Raw genomic sequence first — 18041 nt, forward strand, 5'->3', positions numbered from 1 at the left:
GCGCGGAATGACATTCATGGCTCAGGCCTTGGCCGGCTGCAGCCTGTTGATCGCGGGCGCCTGCAGCGCCGCCGAACCGGCCCCCACCGCTGCAGCGGCCGCGCTGGTCACCCTGGATACGGAGGTGATTGCCCAGGGCGTGCCATTCCCCCGTTTTCGGGTCGATGCCGCCTGGCCGCAGATGCCCGGTGATCTGATGCTGGGGCAGGTCTCCGGCGTGGCGGTGGACAAGGATGATGATGTCTGGGTCGTTCACCGCCCCCATTCTTTGACCGCGACCGACAATGGCCTGGCGCAGGATCCGCCGGTTGCCATCTGCTGCAAGCCCGCGCCGACCGTGGTGCGCTTTTCCCATGACGGGCGCTATCTCGATGGCTGGGGCACGTCGGAAACCGGCCCGGTGATCGACGGCGTCAACCAATGGCCGCGCAGCATCCACGGCGTCTTCGTCGATGACGACAAGACGGTCTGGTTCGGCGGCAATGGCGATGGCGATCATGCAGTGCTCAACTTTACCCATGACGGCAAGTTTATTCGCAGCATCGGCCGCCATGGCCAGACCAATGGCAACACCGATCAGGCGCTGCTCGGCAACCCGGCCGATGTCTATGTCGGCAATGGCCAGATTCTGATCGCCGATGGTTACAAGAACAAGCGCGTGATCCGCTTCACCGGAGACGACGCCAGCTTCGCCGGGGCTTGGGGTGCCTATGCCCAGGCACCACAGGGGCCGAGCAGGGAAGGGAACTTCGATCAGAGCCAGGCGACAAGCACCACAGATGGCGGCGCCAATCCGCAATCGCGCAGCTTCGGCGATATCGTCCATTGCGTGGTGCCGAGCGGCGATGGCCATGTCTATGTCTGCGACCGGCGCAACAACCGCGCGCAGTTGTTCAGCCAGGCCGCCGACGGCACGCTGAACTTCGTGCGTGACATCGTGATCGCCCCGGAGACTGGCGGCACCCGCACGGTCACCGATATCGCCATCTCGCCGGATGGCAAATATCTCTACGTCGCCGACATGATGAACGGACGCATCTGGATCCTGCTGCGCGAAACCGATCAAGTCATCGCCGCCATCGGCCGCAATGGTCGCCAGGCCGGGCAGTTCACCTGGCTCCACAGCATCGATATCGATTCCAAGGGCAATCTCTACGTCAGTGAGGTCAACACGGGCCGCCGGGTGCAAAAGCTGGTGTTCACCGGCGTGGAGTGATCCGGCAGTTCGTCGCGGAACTGTGGTGATCGGAAAACACGATTATAAGCAGGGGCGCCAGTCGGCGCCCCTGCCATGTTCAATTACATCTGCTGAGACGTCATCTGGATGAGAGATGTCGGCTCTGCTTCTTCAGTCCAGACATACAGGTTCTTGGTGAATGAGGTGTGGCGCGGCATCAATGCCGAACCATCGGCCCCGATGTAGGGGGTCTGCGACTGTAGATCCACGCCGAGCGTATGACCAAGCTGACCGACCACCAGCGTGCGGATGGGTGCCCGCATATCGTAGCGATAGATCGGGTTTACCGGCTGCGGGTAGGTTTGCTTTTCACCCAATACGCCGTTCATGGCGACGCCATAATCATCCTTTCCGATGAAGAAGGCGAGGCGAATTTCTGCCATGAAATCGTTTGGTGGCAGGAAGACGGCACCATTGTACGGTTCCCAGATGCCCCGGATACCATTGTTGTGAATGCACTGGAAGGTGACACCGCCACTCGTCACAGGGGCACTGGGCAGGGTGACGCCCGGAATTGGCCACACCGGTTCGGTACCGGCAGGACCCGTGACCGACGTCACCGTGTACATATACCGGGTGTTGGCCATATTTGGCAAAGTGTCGGTGGAGATCACCGTATCGCCGATGTTGTAGTAACCGCCTTCCTTGAACATGTAGAAGGCATTCGGATCGCCATTGTAGTGGTCGAACGCCCAGAGTTCGTTGACCGGAAGGCCCGGGCTGGCATTGGGACGAATAACGATCCCGAAACGTTCCATCGGTACGGGCAGCAGGACGCCTGGCGTGGCGGACGATATCATCTGCGGCGATTCAGCGCGCAGATAAACGGCACCCGCATAGTCGAATTTGTCGACCTGCCGCGATTTGTAGTAGGGCGTAAACGTGGTCGCGACAGTGATGTTGCCGTAACCCAGAATACCGCGGGTTTCATACTGCAATGCTGCCCCTGCAAGGATCGCATTGGTTTCATGATGCTGGCGACCGTAAGGAGCTGCGATCGGGCGCTGAATATTGCCACCCACAAAGGCGACGCCCCAGCAGACCAGATAGCGTGATCCGCCACCGGCGTAGCTGTTGCTGTTGTTCGCGCTGGCAAGCCCGATCCTAATCACCGGCGCATTGCTGCCCGTGCCGGTAGTGACCTGCACATGGACGCGCCAATAGGGCAGGCCATCTATGGTCGCGAGGGGTTCGAGATGGACGTTGCGGACCCCGCTGGACGAAGATCCGGATTCACCGGTGGCGAGATTGACGTAGGCATGCTGTTCGACGCCGGCGCGATCAACGAAGCTGATACATGCCCAGTCGCGGCCGGCCGTGCCACCCGGAGTGGCGAGGTAGGCTGTTAGTGAACTGAAAAAGCCATTTGCAGTGTTGGATGCGGTGAGGACCCCTGCCGGCAACTGCGCATAGTGCCGCCCGGTTTCAGTCCCTTCGATGATCCGGCTTGCTTCCAGCCCGCCCATTGGGGAGCGGCTGACTGCATCCACCAGACCCAGCCCAGGCACACTCTTGCCCCAGTCAGACAGCAGCTCTGCGAATTTGCGCGGGATCAGCGACTGGGTCTGGGTGTAAAGTGTGATACCGCGAGTCGTGGACAGCTTCGGACCAAGATTGCGCGCAACCGCGCCCGTCGCAGGGTCGAAGCGATAGGCCGCAGCGGTATTGTAATAGCGCACACCATCGACGCCGGCGCCATACCAGTATTTGTCTGCTGGAATGCGGTTGCGAGGAACATATTCGCAGATCGTCCCCTGCGGGTATCCCTCGATTTCTGACACATAGGGATATTCGATTTCCACATCGCCCAGGCCGGTGGCGCCAAAGCTGTCCGCCGCGATGCCGAAGTAATAGCTCTGCTGCATCCAGCCAAAGCTGGTGCTTGTGCCTGGATTGCTGGCAAGAGGCATGGTGAAAGTATTGGCATCGACCAGCGTAATGGCTGCCTCGATATCAAAAGAGACTGGCAGATTGCCCGACAGTCGCACGACGGTGGTGTTCGACAGCCCATGTGCTGGCACTGTAACCGTCAGCGTTCCGCTCGCCCAGGAAAACCCGGTGATGCGCTTGGGCGCAGCAGGGGTGAAGATTACGGCAAAGGTTTGCAGCGTATCGGAAATGTTGACCACGCTGGTGGCGTGAGTGGCGCCGCCAAGGGTGTAGACACGCAATTCCGCCGTATTGACGATGTTGGTGGTAGACCGGCGGATGTTGACCGCGGCCGCGTGCGGCACAGGTTGCAGCAAATCGAGTCCGGCCGGGCGGCCCATGCGCCGTATACCCGCAATCTGGCGGATCACACTATTGGCCGACGTGAAGCGCGACAGCTTCCAGCAGGTCATTCCTCCGTCTGAACCGGGCCGACGGCTATCAGTTACTGGCACGATGGCCGCGCCGGCATTGACCTGCCATCCGCCACCGCCAACGTAGGAGAGGTGCTCGCTGAAGCGCAGCAGATTTTCCACACGACGTGCACCGTAAAACAGTGCCTCGCCAGGCACAGCGTCTTTAACACGGCCGTAGCAGTCCACAGTTGTGGGGCAGCCCGGATTTGTCACCGTGGTGCCAAAGAAATCCGGCATTGGCCCTTTATCGGGCCACAGGCTGCAATCGAGTGGCGCAGCGATCGCCAGGCTCGAATTCATGTCAGTGCGAAAGTCGTTGGGCATATCGCAGTCTCCTTTTTCACTCCCGCCAATTGCCGGGAATTGAGACTGCGAACCTAAATGGTTATTTTCCTACATTACAAGTGGCGATTTCTGGTTCTCGCCAAGGATCAGGTCGCGTGCTCACGTTTACGCCAGACTAAAAAAACAGGCAGTGCGCTAGCAGTAAGTACCAAGGTACCTGCCACCCAAGACGTGATCATCTGTCCGCCTGCAAAGGCGATGGCCAGCCCAGTTAAACCAATCATCATCGGGATAAGCGACGATCGGTCGATCAAAGTTACATGGAGGTTGCGGTGGATGAACCGGGCCATGACCGGGTTCAGCACCATTCCTGAAACGAGCATGGACAAGGCGACGGCGTAAGTCCCGATCCACTCCGACAGAATAAACGGCATCACCAGCAGCATGGCCGCTGATGTCAGCATGATGCCTAAACTGAAATTCGCGTGACCCGCGACCCGGATCAGCGCATCGGCACCCGGAAAGTAACTGCGGAAGATCGCGCCTGCAGCGAGCAGGGTGAACAGGGGCATGGAGCCGCCGAAATCACCCATGACCAGCATCAGGATCGGGTATGCTATCATGGCCGCCACGGCCGTGGCGGTTACGAGAAGCGCGGCAGTGTAACGGCTCTTGTCGATTTCAGTCTGCAATGTGTCATGCGCATTTTCATGAATAGCCTTGCCAGCCTTGGACATGAAGCCTTTGACGATGATCTGCTGCAGGAAAGGTACCAGCGCGGCCACGCGGGATGCGATGGCGTAATCTGCAGCAGCGGTGGAGGAAAACAGCCAGCCGACCACCAGCATATCGATGCCCTGCATCTGCATGGCGGCGAAGCTGTGAAGGGTCAGTTTTCCCGAATAGCTTAAATCCCAGCCAGTCAGCCGGGCAAAACCTGCACGGAGGTTACGCTTGAACATTGGCAGCATGAACAGCCAGGGCATGACCACAGAAACAAGCATGACTGCCACAACGGCCAGATTGCCGTAACCAAGCAGCAACAGAGCGGGCAACAACATCAGGCGGATGAGATTGGGCAGGAACTCCGAAAAAACGATCGACCGGGTTATTCGCCCTCGTCCATCAAGTGCCCCGCAACTGACCGTAAGCATGGTCGAAAACAGGAAGAACGGTGCCATCCAGCCGATCCAGAACGCCAGACCAGGCTTATCGAATGCCTCCGCGATCCAGGGTGCGGCCAGCGTGAGAACGAGCGCCGTGATCCCGGCCAGAACCAATCCCAGCAATCCAACCGAGCGATGCAGCCGATCTTCCTGCTCTTCGCTGGCATTGCGGGAGATGTGATAGACCAGCAGCGTAGCAAGCCCGGAACCCAAGCCGAGCGACAGCACCCGCATCAGTGCGAAAACGATCATGAAGTCGCCGAAATCGGATTTTTCAAGCAGCTTCCCAAGTAGCAGCAGAACCACGAACTGTGATCCGAGCGAGAAGATGCGCGAAAAACCGCCAAAGCCGAGATTGCCAAGCTTCTGCAATTTCGAAATCTGCGGGAAACGGGTCAGCAGGGCAGACGACATCATGCGCTTTCGTTCTGATTGAGGAGAGAGCGCGGCTGATCGATGATGACCGATCAGTCGCGTTCAAACAGGAAGAATGTGGTCGGCTGTGCGGCAATAGCGCCAATATCAAGTGTCAGCTCCATCCCGGATCGGCCGCCTGTAAATGAGGTGCTGCGCAGCGGGCGACCGTTGAGCGCGAGTACGGTTAATCTGCCGCCTGACGGCCCGGCCAGACTTACCTTGGCTTTCACGCGGCGCATCATGATGGGCAACCTCCCCCAATCGACCAGTTGGCGATTGATCCCGCTGCCGTTGAGGGAGAGGGCGGTGTTGGTCGTGTCGCCGGTCAGGATAAAAAGGATTTTCTGGCTTGAAGCCAGGGGGAGATTGTCGAGCGCGCTCGCCGCGAGCAATGCGCCACCATCTATGGATTCGACGGCCAAGTTGCCAAGCCGTATGTGGTCAATGGCCCCAGTGGTGCTGAGGGCTTCGGTTCGGGGTGTCACCACGCTGATTGTTCCGGCCCGCTGGTTCAGGGTGATTTGACCGGTCTGGCTTTGGAAAATGCCGGCAGCGGGATCGGTGAGGTTGTCTGCTGGCAAATCGCCGCTGGCCCGCATGGAAGCCATCAACTCAGCCAGCCGCCGTTCCGTCCGGTTCGTAATGATTGAGCCAGCCCGGTCGATGAGCTTTTCTGGCAAGGTAAAAGGCACGTTTCCCAAAGTCAGAAGCGGTGTGCTGGGAGGGAGTAGATCAATCTTCTCCGGTGTAATCAGCCCCAGGCGTGCAATCAACGCTGCACGCTTGATCTCTGCTGGCAGAGAGGCAGAGCCAGCCTGACGAAATTGCACAGGACCGAACGGCACGGCAATCGTACTGGTCGCAGGCGACACATCACCGCGCAGAAACAGCAGCGCAGATAATGTTTCCTGCGCCCGCTCATTAGGGTCGAGGCCCACGCTATAGCCGCGCAGGGGCCGGCTGCCTGAGGCGGGCGAGGGAATGTCTCCTTCCACCGGAAGGAAAGCCGTGCGACAGATCGTGCTGAACCCCTGAAAGGCTGCCAAGGCCGGGTAGAACAACCCACTTTCATACCGCGTCGGATTGGGGAAGGGCTGGCCATACTCCGAAAAAACCATAGGGCGGTCCAGCCAGCGATTGCTGAAACTGGCCGTCATTTCACCAAGCCCACGATCGTCTGTCAGGCTGGGCAAGACGAAATGCGCGCCCGCGCTCTGGCTGGCCACTTCGCCGACATAGGCGTGCATGTCGATGATCGGAAGCTGGGATCGTGTTCGGTTGTTCGCCCCGCGATACCATTCGTGGTAACCGAGCATCGGCCCACGATAGCCGCGTTCCGCCAAATGCCCACCCATCCAGCGATAAAGCCCGACCTCGGTTTCGCTGATGAAGCGCTGAAACAGGTCCATCCGCTCACCGCTGCTGTCCCAGTTTGCTGGTGGTTTGATTCTTGCTGTGCCGGCGCGCTCCGCTGAAGTCAGATCGGGAATTGCGCGGTTCAACTGAGCAGCGTCGAAATTGGTATGCAGCCAACGGTCGAATACATCATCCAATCCCGCAGGATAGGGGCGGTCCGCCTTGGCCGCGAAGGCGATGCTGTTTTCGTTGGCACCAATAACAAAGGCCAGGGCAGGATCCGCCAGAAGTGATTGCCCGGTGTACCGATTGGTGGTGCTGAACACTTGGTCCACCAGCGCCAGCCATTTTTGTCTTGCCTGTTGGTCGAAATGGATCCTGACGCGCAGGTCATCAGGGGAGGAGCCCTTGCTCCAGGCCTGAGCGGTCATGTCTGTGGCAGGCTGTGTCAGCACATCCAGCATCCAACTGACGCCTTCGCGTTTGAGCGCTGCGAGCAAATAATGGAACCGGTCCAACTGTTCTGGATCAATCGCCAGCGACCGGTCTGCATGGCGGGTGAGCAAGTAATCGGTGTTGTGGAGGCGGACCAGCGTATAGCCATGGCGCCGCAACTGTGTTGCGATCACATCGGCTTCGGCGTGGGTAGGGAAGCGGGCTTCCTGATGTGGCCCAGATGCAAGCATGGCACAATTAAACCGCTGTGCCCGATCCGGGGTGGCTTCAAAGCCAAGCCTTCCATCACTCTGCAGCAGCAATTGCCCTGATGACCCTGCCGGCTGCTGTGGGACAAGGCTGGAAAAATCGAGCGGGTTTCCGGCATCGATCAGCAAGGATTGCGGTGGAACGATCAGCCATTCGCCCAATGGTTCGGCTTGGCCGACATCAGGCACCGCGCTTCCCGTAAACAGCAATGCTGCTGCCAGCAGGGCACCGGATGCAGCTTTCAATGGGGGCATCGGAAGGCGGTCCGGTTGGGCGCCAGATTCAGCTTGCTGGAAATTTTCGCCCTCACGATCCTATTCCTCACTCTGGGAGCGTTCCCGCAACGGTGCAGCGAGTGTGGCCGGTAAACTCCGCGACCGTGGTCCGGTATCAAACAGTCCAGCGTCACGCACGCGGCGGTTCAGCCATTTCGTGAACGGGACTTCACCATAACGATAGACCAGCACCGCAGCCCCCATTGCCACGGCGACCGCTGTCACCACAGCCAGCCAAGCCATGAACCCGCCAGTAAGCCCAATTTTTGCAAACAGAGCTGGGGCGGCCGGGGAAACCATTGGGTGAACCAGGTAAAGGGAATAAGAGGCCGCCCCCATGTAAACCATCCACTGTGGAATACGGCGGCCGATGGATTTCTCGATGCCAACAGCGCCAATGATCACCGATCCGGCCGCTAACGTGGTGATCAAGGAGGCAAACATAGTGCCATATTCTGCCCGAGGTACTCCTGGCACGAACAGATAGATCAACCCCACACCGGCGGCAGCCCACGCTGCGGCCTGCGATGGGCCAGTCCAGCCGCGCTGCACCCAATGCGCAATCAGCATACCAGCCAGAAAGTCGATCACGATTGGATCACACAGAAAATAGGCGACGACGGGCCAGTCTGGTGTTTTTATCAGGGAGAGCGCCGACATGACGATCAGGACTGGAGCGATGAAACGTATAGGTCGGACGCGGCAGGCAAGGGCCAGCGCAAACAACAGATAGAAGAACATCTCGAAATTCAGGGTCCAGCCGACGCCCAGCAGCGGTCGTATTTCTCCATCAACATTGTATTCCGGGATGAAGAAGAAGGATTTGAGAATGTAGCCCCAATCCAGTTCCGAGTGCAGCACGACTGCCGGGGTTACCAGCAGCACGGCGACCTTGATCAAGGTGATTGCCCAATAGATCGGCACAATCCGTACGATCCGCTTAAAGGCGAAAACCGACCAGCCTCGCTGGGTATTGAGCAGCTTTTGTGACGAGATGATCATCACAAATCCGCTGATTACGAAAAACAATCGAACGCCATTGGCGCCAACATCATACACGCTGGTGCTGCTGTGCAGCCGTTCCATGGTGTAGAATGTCGAATGCAGCACCACGACGGCAAGCGCAGCGATGAAGCGCAGCGCCTGGATCGAGAGAAACTGACTTCCCCGGTCGCTGTTTGCCGGGGTGGCAGGCGTTGTCATTGCTTGCTGGTTTCCAGCGTGCCAAGACGCTGCCCCGAATACACCTTGTCACGCAGCGGACGCCACCAGCTTTCGTTGTCGAGATACCAGCGCACGGTCTTTTCTATGCCGCTGTCGAAATCCTCCTGCGCGCGCCAGCCGATCTCATTCTCGGTCTTGGTTGCGTCGATGGCGTAGCGCTGATCGTGGCCTGGGCGATCTGTCACAAACCGAATGAGATCGCGATGTGCATGTCCTTTCGGTGCCATGCCATCCATCAAGTCGCAAATGCGTTCCACCACCTGAATATTGGTGCGCTCGTTCCGGCCACCAATGTTGTATTTCTCGCCAAACCGGCCCTTGAGCAGCACCATCACCAATGCGCGCGCGTGATCTTCTACATATAGCCAGTCGCGGATATTCTTGCCATCTCCATAAACGGGCAATTCCTTGCCTTCCAGGGCGTTCAAGATAACCAGCGGGATCAGCTTTTCGGGGAAGTGGTAAGGCCCATAATTGTTCGAGCAATTGGAAATCACACAGGGCATGCCATAGGTTCGTACCCACGCCCGCACCAGATGATCCGACGCGGCCTTTGAAGCCGAATATGGAGATGAAGGATCATAGGGCGTTTCTTCTGTAAACAGTCCATCATCACCGAGAGATCCGTAAACCTCATCCGTGGAGATGTGCAGCATTCGAACCGCTGCGGCCTTGTCCGCCGGCAGCCGATCGCGCCACGCGCGCACCGCTTCCAGCAGAGTGGCAGTCCCCATGATGTTGGTTTCGAGGAAGATGCTCGAACCTGAAATGGAACGGTCCACATGGCTTTCTGCAGCCAGATGCATGATGGCGTCAGGCGAATGCCGTTCCAGCACCGCGTCCATCGCGGCGCGATCACGAATGTCCGCCTGCTCGAAGACATAGCGCCCGGAATTGGATACCGGATCAAGTGAGGTGAGGCTGGCGGCGTAGGTCAGCGCGTCCACGTTCACGACGTCGTGACCAAGATCGGTGATCAGGTGACGGCATACGGCAGACCCAATGAAACCTGCACCACCTGTAACCAATATACGCATTTTCGCTGGCTCCCTGACCAAGGCTTGCTTCCGCCACTCACCATCAAGATCGCCCGTAGCGGCCGCCTTTCACCCTGCAAAGCATCGGCGGAGGCCTCCCACGCAAAGTCCGAACAATGACTTCAGGAAGAAACGCGCGGCTTTTAACAAGCTCCCAACATGAAGTCACCTGCTAGGTTGCACTGCAACATTCTGCGATGGGTTCTGGTTGTGACCTGTGCAAATCAGCCTTCGGCAGGCGTGGATTCGACAGGAACAAAGCTTGGTGATCGCATGATCTGATCGACGCGCGATGCCATGAACCATAGCATTCCGCCCAAATGAGCAGTGTAGAACAGAGTGAACCAGTTCATGGAAATCGGGCTGATCATCAGCGTCGCCATGAGGAAGCCCATGGCAGAAACGGGCGCCAGCCGCCGCAGGATCCGGTGGGCACGACCAAGTTTGAAGATGCAGACGAAGGTCATCACGATGATCAGGATCAACCCGACGTAACCGAACTGGAAAAGTGCCGAGTACAATCCGATGTCGTCCAGCGCCACGGCATAACCGGCAACGCCATGTAGCGCGCCCGCGTCATTGGTCGAGAATGACAGGAAGTTTTTGTAGATTGGATTGGCAGACATGAAACCGAATCCAAGTCCATCGGTAAACCTGTCGAAATGCTCTGAAAAATGCTCGATGGTGATCGCACGCCATTTGGAACTGACATCCTGCGCCATGTACTGATCGAGACCGCGAAAATTGGAGAAATAACGGTCTGCCACGAAAATAAGTAAGGGAATGGCGGTGAAGGGCGCCAAAGCGGCGAGAAACACCTTGTGCGTGCCCCGCAGCACCAGCAGCCAGAGCAGGCCGATCGCCAGGAAGATCGCCAGAATGAAGATGCGGCTCTCCGTAAGGACAAAGATGTTGTAGGCAATCGGCAGCATGATCAGCAGGTTGGGTATGAACATCTGCGGCGGTGACTGTGCGAGCCTGGTGAAGGCTATAATCAACGCAAATCCGGATGTGGCTTTCAGAAACACCACGCGACCATCGGAAAAGGCAGAGCCGCGCGAGTAGTAATCCAAGAGCCCAGTGCCTAGCGATACGTCAACAATGACCACGCAGGACGCGACGAAGCCCGTCCAGAGGATTGCGCGCACCACATCCTCCAACTCGCAGTTGACGCCTTTCAGCAGGAAAATCGTCAGCACGGGCGTTACGGTATAGGCAGAGGGAAGCCATTGGATCACCGGCTGCGGCAACTGCCAGGTGCTGTAGTAGAACGATACGAACAGGCACCAGGCGAAAAGCAGCGCCGCCACCCATTCCCACCATTGCGATTTGACGCGATTGGTGAACACACCGACCAGATAGATGCCAATGCCTGCGACTGCGATGACCGCGTAGGTTTGGAAGGCGATGAGCGGGTTGCCCCCGAACAACGAGAACGGCAGCCCTTCCCACAGGCAAAGCAAGAGCACGACAAGCAGCGTCTTTGCCAGCGAGGGCCGTCTTACCAGACGCAGTTGAGGCGTCTGGAATGCGGGTCGGTAGCGAGCCTTCTTGACGGTATCGGATGCGGTGATTTCGTTCATCAGATATTCGCCGCAAGATGTCGGTAAAGATATTTGAGAGTCATCGCGTCACAATATTGGCTGACCCTATTTTTTGATTTGATAACAACTGCTTGGTTATGACGCAGCGCGGATGTCTCGAAATCCGAAAAAATCATGCTGCTGACGTAGCATGGGTGAAAGGCGACGCAAGCAAACTCATCCCATTTACCTTTCTTTACAGCGCACCCTAGACTCGACGCATCCAGAACGAGCATCCATCCCGCTCCGGGGGACTGGTATGGCCCGGCACGACATGTGCGAAGGCTTCCGGGTGCTGGCGGCAGATCCAATAGTTGGCCAGCATGATCTCGAAGCGGTCGCCCCCGCTCAGCAGCGCTTCCATCAGATATTGCTCGTCCCAGATCTTGCGCTGTTCCAGCACCAGATAGGGGTGCAGATCATGGGGTGTATAAACATCGTGGATATGCACGATCACGCCCGATGGTAGAGCAGGCAGGATTTGCAGATATTCGCGCACCACATCGCCCTGCGGTCGGATGGCGTGCGACGAATCGATGAACAACACATCGCCAGCCTTGAGCGTATCGAACAGATCGAGCGGAACATGTTCGATCCGCTGACGCAGCACCTCGGCTCCGGTTTGCTCCAGCCAAGGCATTTCGAAGGGCTCGATGCACAAATGCCGCTGGCAATTGCCGTTGCGGGCCAGGGCGGCGGCGGCCACGCGCGTGGAGAATCCCGATCCGATTTCATACACCCGTTCCGGGCGCAGATGCCGCAGCATGGAATATAGCACCAGCGCATCAATGCGGGAAAAGTTCGGATTGTCGTAATCAAAATCCGCCAGCGCTTCGGTGGTTTCACCGGCAAAGCTGAGTTGACTGAGCAGTGCTACCTGCTGCGCCTCTCGCAGATCGATGCCGGGCAGATCACGCGGGGCGTCCAACTCGCCATGCAAATCAGATGCGAAGGTCACGGGGGTATAATAGTGATGCCGCATGATCGATAGGCCAAGCCGGTCTGTCACGGCCCGGGTTGCCTTGCCACGCCAGCCAATGCGGGAAGCAAGAAACAAAACGGGCGAACAGATGATCGTCAGCAGCGCGAGGAACAGATCGAACAGGGGAAGCACCGCCTCAACCAGCGCGCGACCGCGCGATACCCGATAGGGGCGCTTGTTTTTCGACATCGATCCGCTTTCCGAAAATCCGGCCGGCAAGGAATGCCAGCCCCTGGGTTTTGACTGTTGTGGCAACGCTGTCGCATTGTTTGCGATGAATTTCGACCCCTAACCCAAGGCTCCGAAGCACGCGCGAGCCAGGGCATTGCGCACCGGCAAGATTTCTATGTCCGCCTCAAGGCAGGCGGTCACGGCGCGCTCCAGTACATCGGGATGCGATCCATAGGCGCTCGGGTTTGCAGAAACGTCATGCGTATAGAAAATGATCCAGGCACGTTTCGCCTTGGCGTCAGCCAGCAGTGCGGCCAGGTCATAATCTGGCCCGTCGCGTTCCAGACTGACGGCGCGGAGCTGCGAGAGATCCAGCGTGCCGTGATTGATGCCAAAGCCTGTCCCCCGAGCACAGGCGAACTGGCGGGAGAAATGATGCTTCGTCCGCAGCGAAGCCAGGCCATAAGGGAAGGCGAAGCTGGTCGCGATCACATTGGGCAAATGGCCGTTGAGGAAGCGGCGGTTGTCGACTTCGTCCTGCATCAGCGCAGCGCGCGCATGATCGGTGACCCGCAGATGGCCGAAGGTATGGTCGCCGACCTCATGTCCGCGCTGAACCAGATCGGGAAGATCATCCGCCCGGTAATACTCAATGCCGTTGGCCTCTGTATCAGCCATGGAGCCAGCGACGTAATAGGTGCCAACAACCCCGTGGCGTTCGAGGATGCTGCCGCCCATAGTCAAGGCCGAACGCGGGAAATCGTCAAAAGTGAAGCTGGCAATGGCCCGATCAAGCTGATTGGCCATCGTCTTCACCGGCACATGGCGGCTGAGCCGCCAATTGACGAAGTCTCGCAGTTTTGTGCCGAAGGGTTTGCGGTCAGGCACTGGCAGGTTCCTCTGCCGAAACGATCGATGCCGTAACCCGGACCACATCCGCCTGCGGGATAGGCTGGGCGGTGTCACGATGCCAGATTTCTTCGCCATTGCTCCCCGGATGGCTGACGAAACCAAGGTTTTCGAGCAGGCTGCATGAAGCGCGGTTGCGGTCGGTGCGGCGCATCAGTGCCTTCATCTGTGTTTGACCATGTCGGCGAAGCTCATCCAGCATATAGGCAAAGGCTGCATGCTCGACATGCTTACGCTGAACGCGGCAACTCATGAAGAAATCGAGCAATGTCCCGCTGCCGGGCTCAAGCACGGCAAAGCCGATGATGCCGTAATCGCCGAAACGATCGTCGCAGCTTAGCACCATGCCGAGCCGGTGCGGATCATGGATCATGTGTTGGACCTGCTGCCTGGTGAAGCGGGTTCCGCGGAAATTCAGCTGATTGGTCCGCTGGGACAACTCGTAGACCCGCTCGACATTGGTCTCGTCAAGCGCAGTGATGGTCAGGTGAATGCCGCTCTCGATCAGAAAGCCAAGGTAATCTGTGGGCTGAAAAGCCTGGGCTTCTCGACGCTGCGCTTCTGCACGGTACATGTCTCGCCGCCGCCCGCTTTCAGCGGTAATGGGAACATCGCACCGGGGATGCCCGGGGAGCGTAGGCGCATCTTCGTGTGTCAGGACAGCGATGGCGGGATGCGCGGCCTGCACCTCGCCACGTTCGAATGGCTGATCGTCAACAAAGATGAAACTGTCGATCCCCAGATCGAGTGCCGCTGCGATCGCGGAGATCGAATCGCTCTTCGGACCCCAGCCGATCTGCGGCGCAAGAAACAGATCCTGCAGGCCGAAATGGGCCAGGGCAGCTAAAGCTTCCGCTTCGTCATTCTTGCTGGCAACCGCATGCAGGATACCGCGGCGGTCCAATTCTCGAATAGCCTCCACCACATCGTTGCGAAGGGTCAGGCCATCGACACCGGTCTCAACGAGAGTTCCATCCCAAAGTGTGTTGTCCAGATCCCAGACTATCACCTTGGCTTTCGGAATTCTGTTATCTGCAGGCAGGGCAATGGGTGCGGGGGCCACAATGTCGGTGGCGACGAAGTCCATCAGCCCGAAACAGATTTCCAGCCCCTCCGCGTCTCCAACCGGTTCGATCTGGACAAGATAGGGGGCGCTTAGATCAATCGCTCCGGCTATGTCGGCATAAGCTACTGACAATCGTGAATAGGTTTCACCGGCCGTGAAACTGCGCTGGAACATGCGCTCGTCGGTGGCGGAAATGAAGCTAAGAGTGAGGGGGATGGTGGCCCCTGCCGGCGACCATGCTTCAACCACAAAGGCCTGAGGCGAAATATTGCTCGCCGAAGGCAGACGATCCTTGCGATCGTTCCACCGGCGGATCCATTGCGTTTTTGGATGAAACGGGAGGGGCGCGGCCTTCAGCGCTCGGCCGATATGCTTGTCCACCCGGCGCAACAGGCTGCCCGAGCGTGCAGACACGAAACGTGCCGGCCCCGGCGCCTCCAGCTTTCCCCATTTGCGAAAGAGGATGCGGCTGATCGGAGCGTCATCGGAACCGACCTGTTCAATCCCGGCTTCGAAGCGCTGGCAGATCAGATCGGGGCGAGGGGTGTAATAGGCACAGGTGAACTGGCAGACCGGGAAAGAGCATTCGGAGCAATGCTCGCTCCATACCAGACCGCCATGAGCAGTTACCGAAGCACGGAATTCGCCAAATTCAGCAGGAATCGGTGCGCTTAGGCCACCCCCGCGTCCACCCGCGTCCGATTGCCATACTGTTTCCTGCACGAATTATCCTGACGCTGTAGTCTCACCACATTTAGGCAGCACAATTGGAACCTGCAATCGCGCAGCCACTGTCGGACAGCTTGATATGCTTTTCAACTTATGGAGCTGGCAGGCAGAGCGATCGGGCGCTCGTCCATCAGATCAGGTGCAAAGGCAAGCGGTACGGGGAGCCAGCTGCAACCGCTGGCAACAAAGAACCCAGTTTTGAGAGCAGGCCAAGCATGGAGTTGATGTTTGCGATGAAGCGGCAATCCCGCAGATTGTTACCCCTAAAGGGGCAAATTATCGTCGCAAATCAATGGAATGTTTGGTCGGGGAGAGAGGATTCGAACCTCCGGCCCCTGCCTCCCGAAGACAGTGCTCTACCAGGCTGAGCTACTCCCCGACCGATGCGCCACACAGTGTGCGGCGCCAGGCAGACCGCGCCTATAGAGACGGGTTTTCAGACTTGCAAGCGGGGTTTTTCCACTAAAAAATCTTCTCCTCATTTGCCCTTGAGGAGGGCAGTTCTCCTTTTCGCAGGGTTGGGAGGCGGTTGTAGAAGTTCGGCAGGTCGCGGGCCTGCGCCGGCGTTTTCGCCTTGCGCGCATAATATGACAGTCCGCCGGCCGCCTCTAGGGCCCTTGGGCGATCACATAGCCTGTCAAGGAGGCGCAGCCAGAGGAAAGGGAAGGCGGCGATTTGCCCCAGCTTGCGGCTGCGAAGCATCGACTGCAGTAGGTAGCGCAATGCCATGAGCGTTGCCGTACCCGGTCCGGACGATGACCCCCCGGCGATGATATCGAAGTCGCGGAGCAACCAGCGGAAGCCGGCCGGCGTCCATCTGGTGTAATCATACGCGCCTTCGTTCACGGGCCACAGGAAGGACGCATCCGCAAACAGCAGTCCGCCCGGCTTCAGCACCCGGCGAATTTCGGCAACAGCCTGAACCGGATCAAGGACATGCTCGAGCACGGATTGCACCCAAACGGCATCGACGCTCTTGTCCCGCAGCGGAATGGCGTGGGCGTCAGCGACGAAAGTCACGTCACCTGAAAGATAGATGTCGAAAGCGATGATCTCGATCCCGCTGGCTGCGTAGAGCGCCGCCGATCCATCGCCGATCTGGCCTCCGCCGACGACCAGTACCCGGCTGGGTGCGCCTCCGGCTTTCGTCAGGTCGGCGATCATCCGGTCGGCATAGGTGCGGGCCAGTGGGTTGCGACCATCCACCGTGCGGGCCAGGACTTCACGCCAACGCTGCCGCTGCACGGTACTGGCCCCGCCGCTGGCGAGGGTGGCGCTGCGATCAAGCGAACTGCGCGAAAAGTCCACCAGCACCAAAGTGTCGTCGATGACTGGTACCGCGCTGTCACCTGTGGGGCAGGCGGGCGTTGCACATTGCAGTGCTGCGCCGGTTTGATGGGGGAAAGGTGCCTTACAGCCCGGGCAGGCGAGAAGATCGCCGATCTGCGCGATGTCGCGGACGAGAATGACGATACTCCTGTTGTCGTTAAGCCCTCACAGATCGTGATACATTCGTACCTCCCGTCTGGCGAGCACGGCTTTCGCGCAAATCGGCGGCCACTGGAAAGGCCAGCCTGCGGGTGGTAGCCCTCGGACATGCTTGGATTTGCACCCTACGCCGCCCGCGATTCCCGCCATTGGGAGTGGCAATATCTCGATCTGATGCGTCATATCTGGGATCATGGCGATGAACGGGTTGATCGAACAGGGGTAGGAACGCGCTCCATTTTTGGGCCACAGATTCGCTTTGATCTGTCTGGTGGCAAGGTGCCACTGCTCACCACCAAGCGGGTTTTCTGGAAGGCTGCGGCGCGGGAAATGCTGTGGTTCCTCACCGGCAACACAAATATTCGCCCCTTGCTGCAGGAAGGGGTGACGATCTGGAGTGACTGGCCACTGGCAAAATATCGGCAGGTCAGCGGTGAGGATATCTCGCAGGATGATTTCGAGCGACGAATCGTGGCTGATGATGCATTCGCGTTGCGCTGGGGTGATCTGGGCCCGGTTTATGGCAAGCAATGGGTCGATTGGCCGACGTACCAACCGGCCGGCGACGGACTCTATCGTTCAGGGCCAGGGATCAACCAGATCGATCAATTGGTTGCAGGATTACGCGACAATCCCGGTGGCCGCCGCCATATCATCGAAGGATGGAACGTCGCCGAGCTTGACCAGATGGCTTTGCCACCATGCCACAAGACTTATCAGTTTCACGTCGGGCGGGGGCGGCTCAACTGCCTGCTGTTCCAGCGCAGTTGCGATGTCGCATTGGGGCTGCCATTCAATCTGTTCGGTGCGGCACTGCTCACGCGCATGATCGCGGCTCAGGCCGGGTTGGAACCGGGTGAACTTGTCTGGACAGGGGGCGATACGCATCTCTACCTCAACCACGGTGATCTGGTGGCAGAGCAACTGGCGCGGGAACCGGATGGCGCCCCGGTGCTTGATTTGATCGATGTTCCGGAATCGATCTTTTCCTATCGCTTCGAAAATTTTGTCGTGCGTGACTATCAGCCGCAGGGCGCTATCCGCGCACCGGTGGCGGTATAACTTT

12 protein-coding genes and 1 tRNA gene are annotated in these 18041 nt (G+C 58.6%); 2 read left to right on the forward strand and 11 right to left on the reverse strand.

Annotated features, from left to right (window positions below):
• Window positions 1-16: 16 nt before the first annotated feature.
• Window positions 17-1216 (forward strand): NHL repeat-containing protein, encoded by a 1200-nt coding sequence (locus GRI97_RS12345; protein WP_161391470.1) that lies wholly within the window; start codon window positions 17-19, stop codon window positions 1214-1216.
• Between the two features lie 83 nt (window positions 1217-1299).
• On the opposite strand, the gene GRI97_RS12350 is transcribed toward GRI97_RS12345, so the two are convergent.
• The 11 genes from GRI97_RS12350 to GRI97_RS12400 all read right to left on the reverse strand — a co-directional run bounded on the left by GRI97_RS12350 (window position 1300) and on the right by GRI97_RS12400 (window position 16801).
• Window positions 1300-3906 (reverse strand): hypothetical protein, encoded by a 2607-nt coding sequence (locus GRI97_RS12350; RefSeq protein ID WP_161391471.1) that lies wholly within the window; start codon window positions 3904-3906, stop codon window positions 1300-1302.
• A 107-nt stretch (window positions 3907-4013) separates the two neighbouring features.
• Entirely contained in the window at window positions 4014-5447 is a 1434-nt protein-coding gene (locus GRI97_RS12355; protein WP_235917782.1) for a lipopolysaccharide biosynthesis protein, read from the reverse strand.
• Window positions 5448-5500: 53 nt separating this feature from the next.
• A complete protein-coding gene (locus GRI97_RS12360) occupies window positions 5501-7765 on the reverse strand; it encodes a hypothetical protein (protein WP_161391473.1) in 2265 nt (754 codons plus the stop codon).
• 60 nt (window positions 7766-7825) lie between these two features.
• Window positions 7826-8989, reverse strand: coding sequence for an acyltransferase family protein (locus GRI97_RS12365; RefSeq protein ID WP_161391474.1), 1164 nt, complete (start codon window positions 8987-8989; stop codon window positions 7826-7828).
• Entirely contained in the window at window positions 8986-10047 is a 1062-nt protein-coding gene (gene rfbB, locus GRI97_RS12370; RefSeq protein ID WP_161391475.1) for a dTDP-glucose 4,6-dehydratase, read from the reverse strand. Before rfbB ends, GRI97_RS12365 begins: the two co-directional genes overlap by 4 nt.
• Before the next feature lie 224 nt (window positions 10048-10271).
• A complete protein-coding gene (locus tag GRI97_RS12375) occupies window positions 10272-11630 on the reverse strand; it encodes a hypothetical protein (RefSeq protein ID WP_161391476.1) in 1359 nt (452 codons plus the stop codon).
• A gap of 208 nt (window positions 11631-11838) precedes the next feature.
• Window positions 11839-12801 (reverse strand): class I SAM-dependent methyltransferase, encoded by a 963-nt coding sequence (locus tag GRI97_RS12380; RefSeq protein WP_161391477.1) that lies wholly within the window; start codon window positions 12799-12801, stop codon window positions 11839-11841.
• A gap of 99 nt (window positions 12802-12900) precedes the next feature.
• A complete protein-coding gene (locus GRI97_RS12385; RefSeq protein ID WP_161391478.1) occupies window positions 12901-13671 on the reverse strand; it encodes a polysaccharide deacetylase family protein in 771 nt (256 codons plus the stop codon).
• Window positions 13664-15481 (reverse strand): HAD-IIIC family phosphatase, encoded by a 1818-nt coding sequence (locus GRI97_RS18915; protein ID WP_161391479.1) that lies wholly within the window; start codon window positions 15479-15481, stop codon window positions 13664-13666. The genes GRI97_RS12385 and GRI97_RS18915 overlap by 8 nt, the downstream gene beginning before the upstream one ends.
• A 308-nt stretch (window positions 15482-15789) precedes the next feature.
• Window positions 15790-15866: transfer RNA gene (locus tag GRI97_RS12395), tRNA-Pro, on the reverse strand.
• 83 nt (window positions 15867-15949) lie between these two features.
• Window positions 15950-16801 carry a class I SAM-dependent methyltransferase gene (locus GRI97_RS12400; RefSeq protein ID WP_328598559.1) on the reverse strand — a complete coding sequence of 284 codons (852 nt, stop codon included), beginning with the start codon at window positions 16799-16801 and terminating at the stop codon, window positions 15950-15952.
• A gap of 282 nt (window positions 16802-17083) precedes the next feature.
• On the opposite strand from GRI97_RS12400, the gene thyA reads away from it, so the two are divergent.
• Window positions 17084-18037, forward strand: coding sequence for a thymidylate synthase (thyA, locus tag GRI97_RS12405; RefSeq protein ID WP_161391481.1), 954 nt, complete (start codon window positions 17084-17086; stop codon window positions 18035-18037).
• Window positions 18038-18041 lie beyond the last annotated feature (4 nt).

Origin of the sequence: Croceibacterium xixiisoli, assembly GCF_009827305.1 — a bacterium.
Classification (GTDB): domain Bacteria; phylum Pseudomonadota; class Alphaproteobacteria; order Sphingomonadales; family Sphingomonadaceae; genus Croceibacterium_C; species Croceibacterium_C xixiisoli.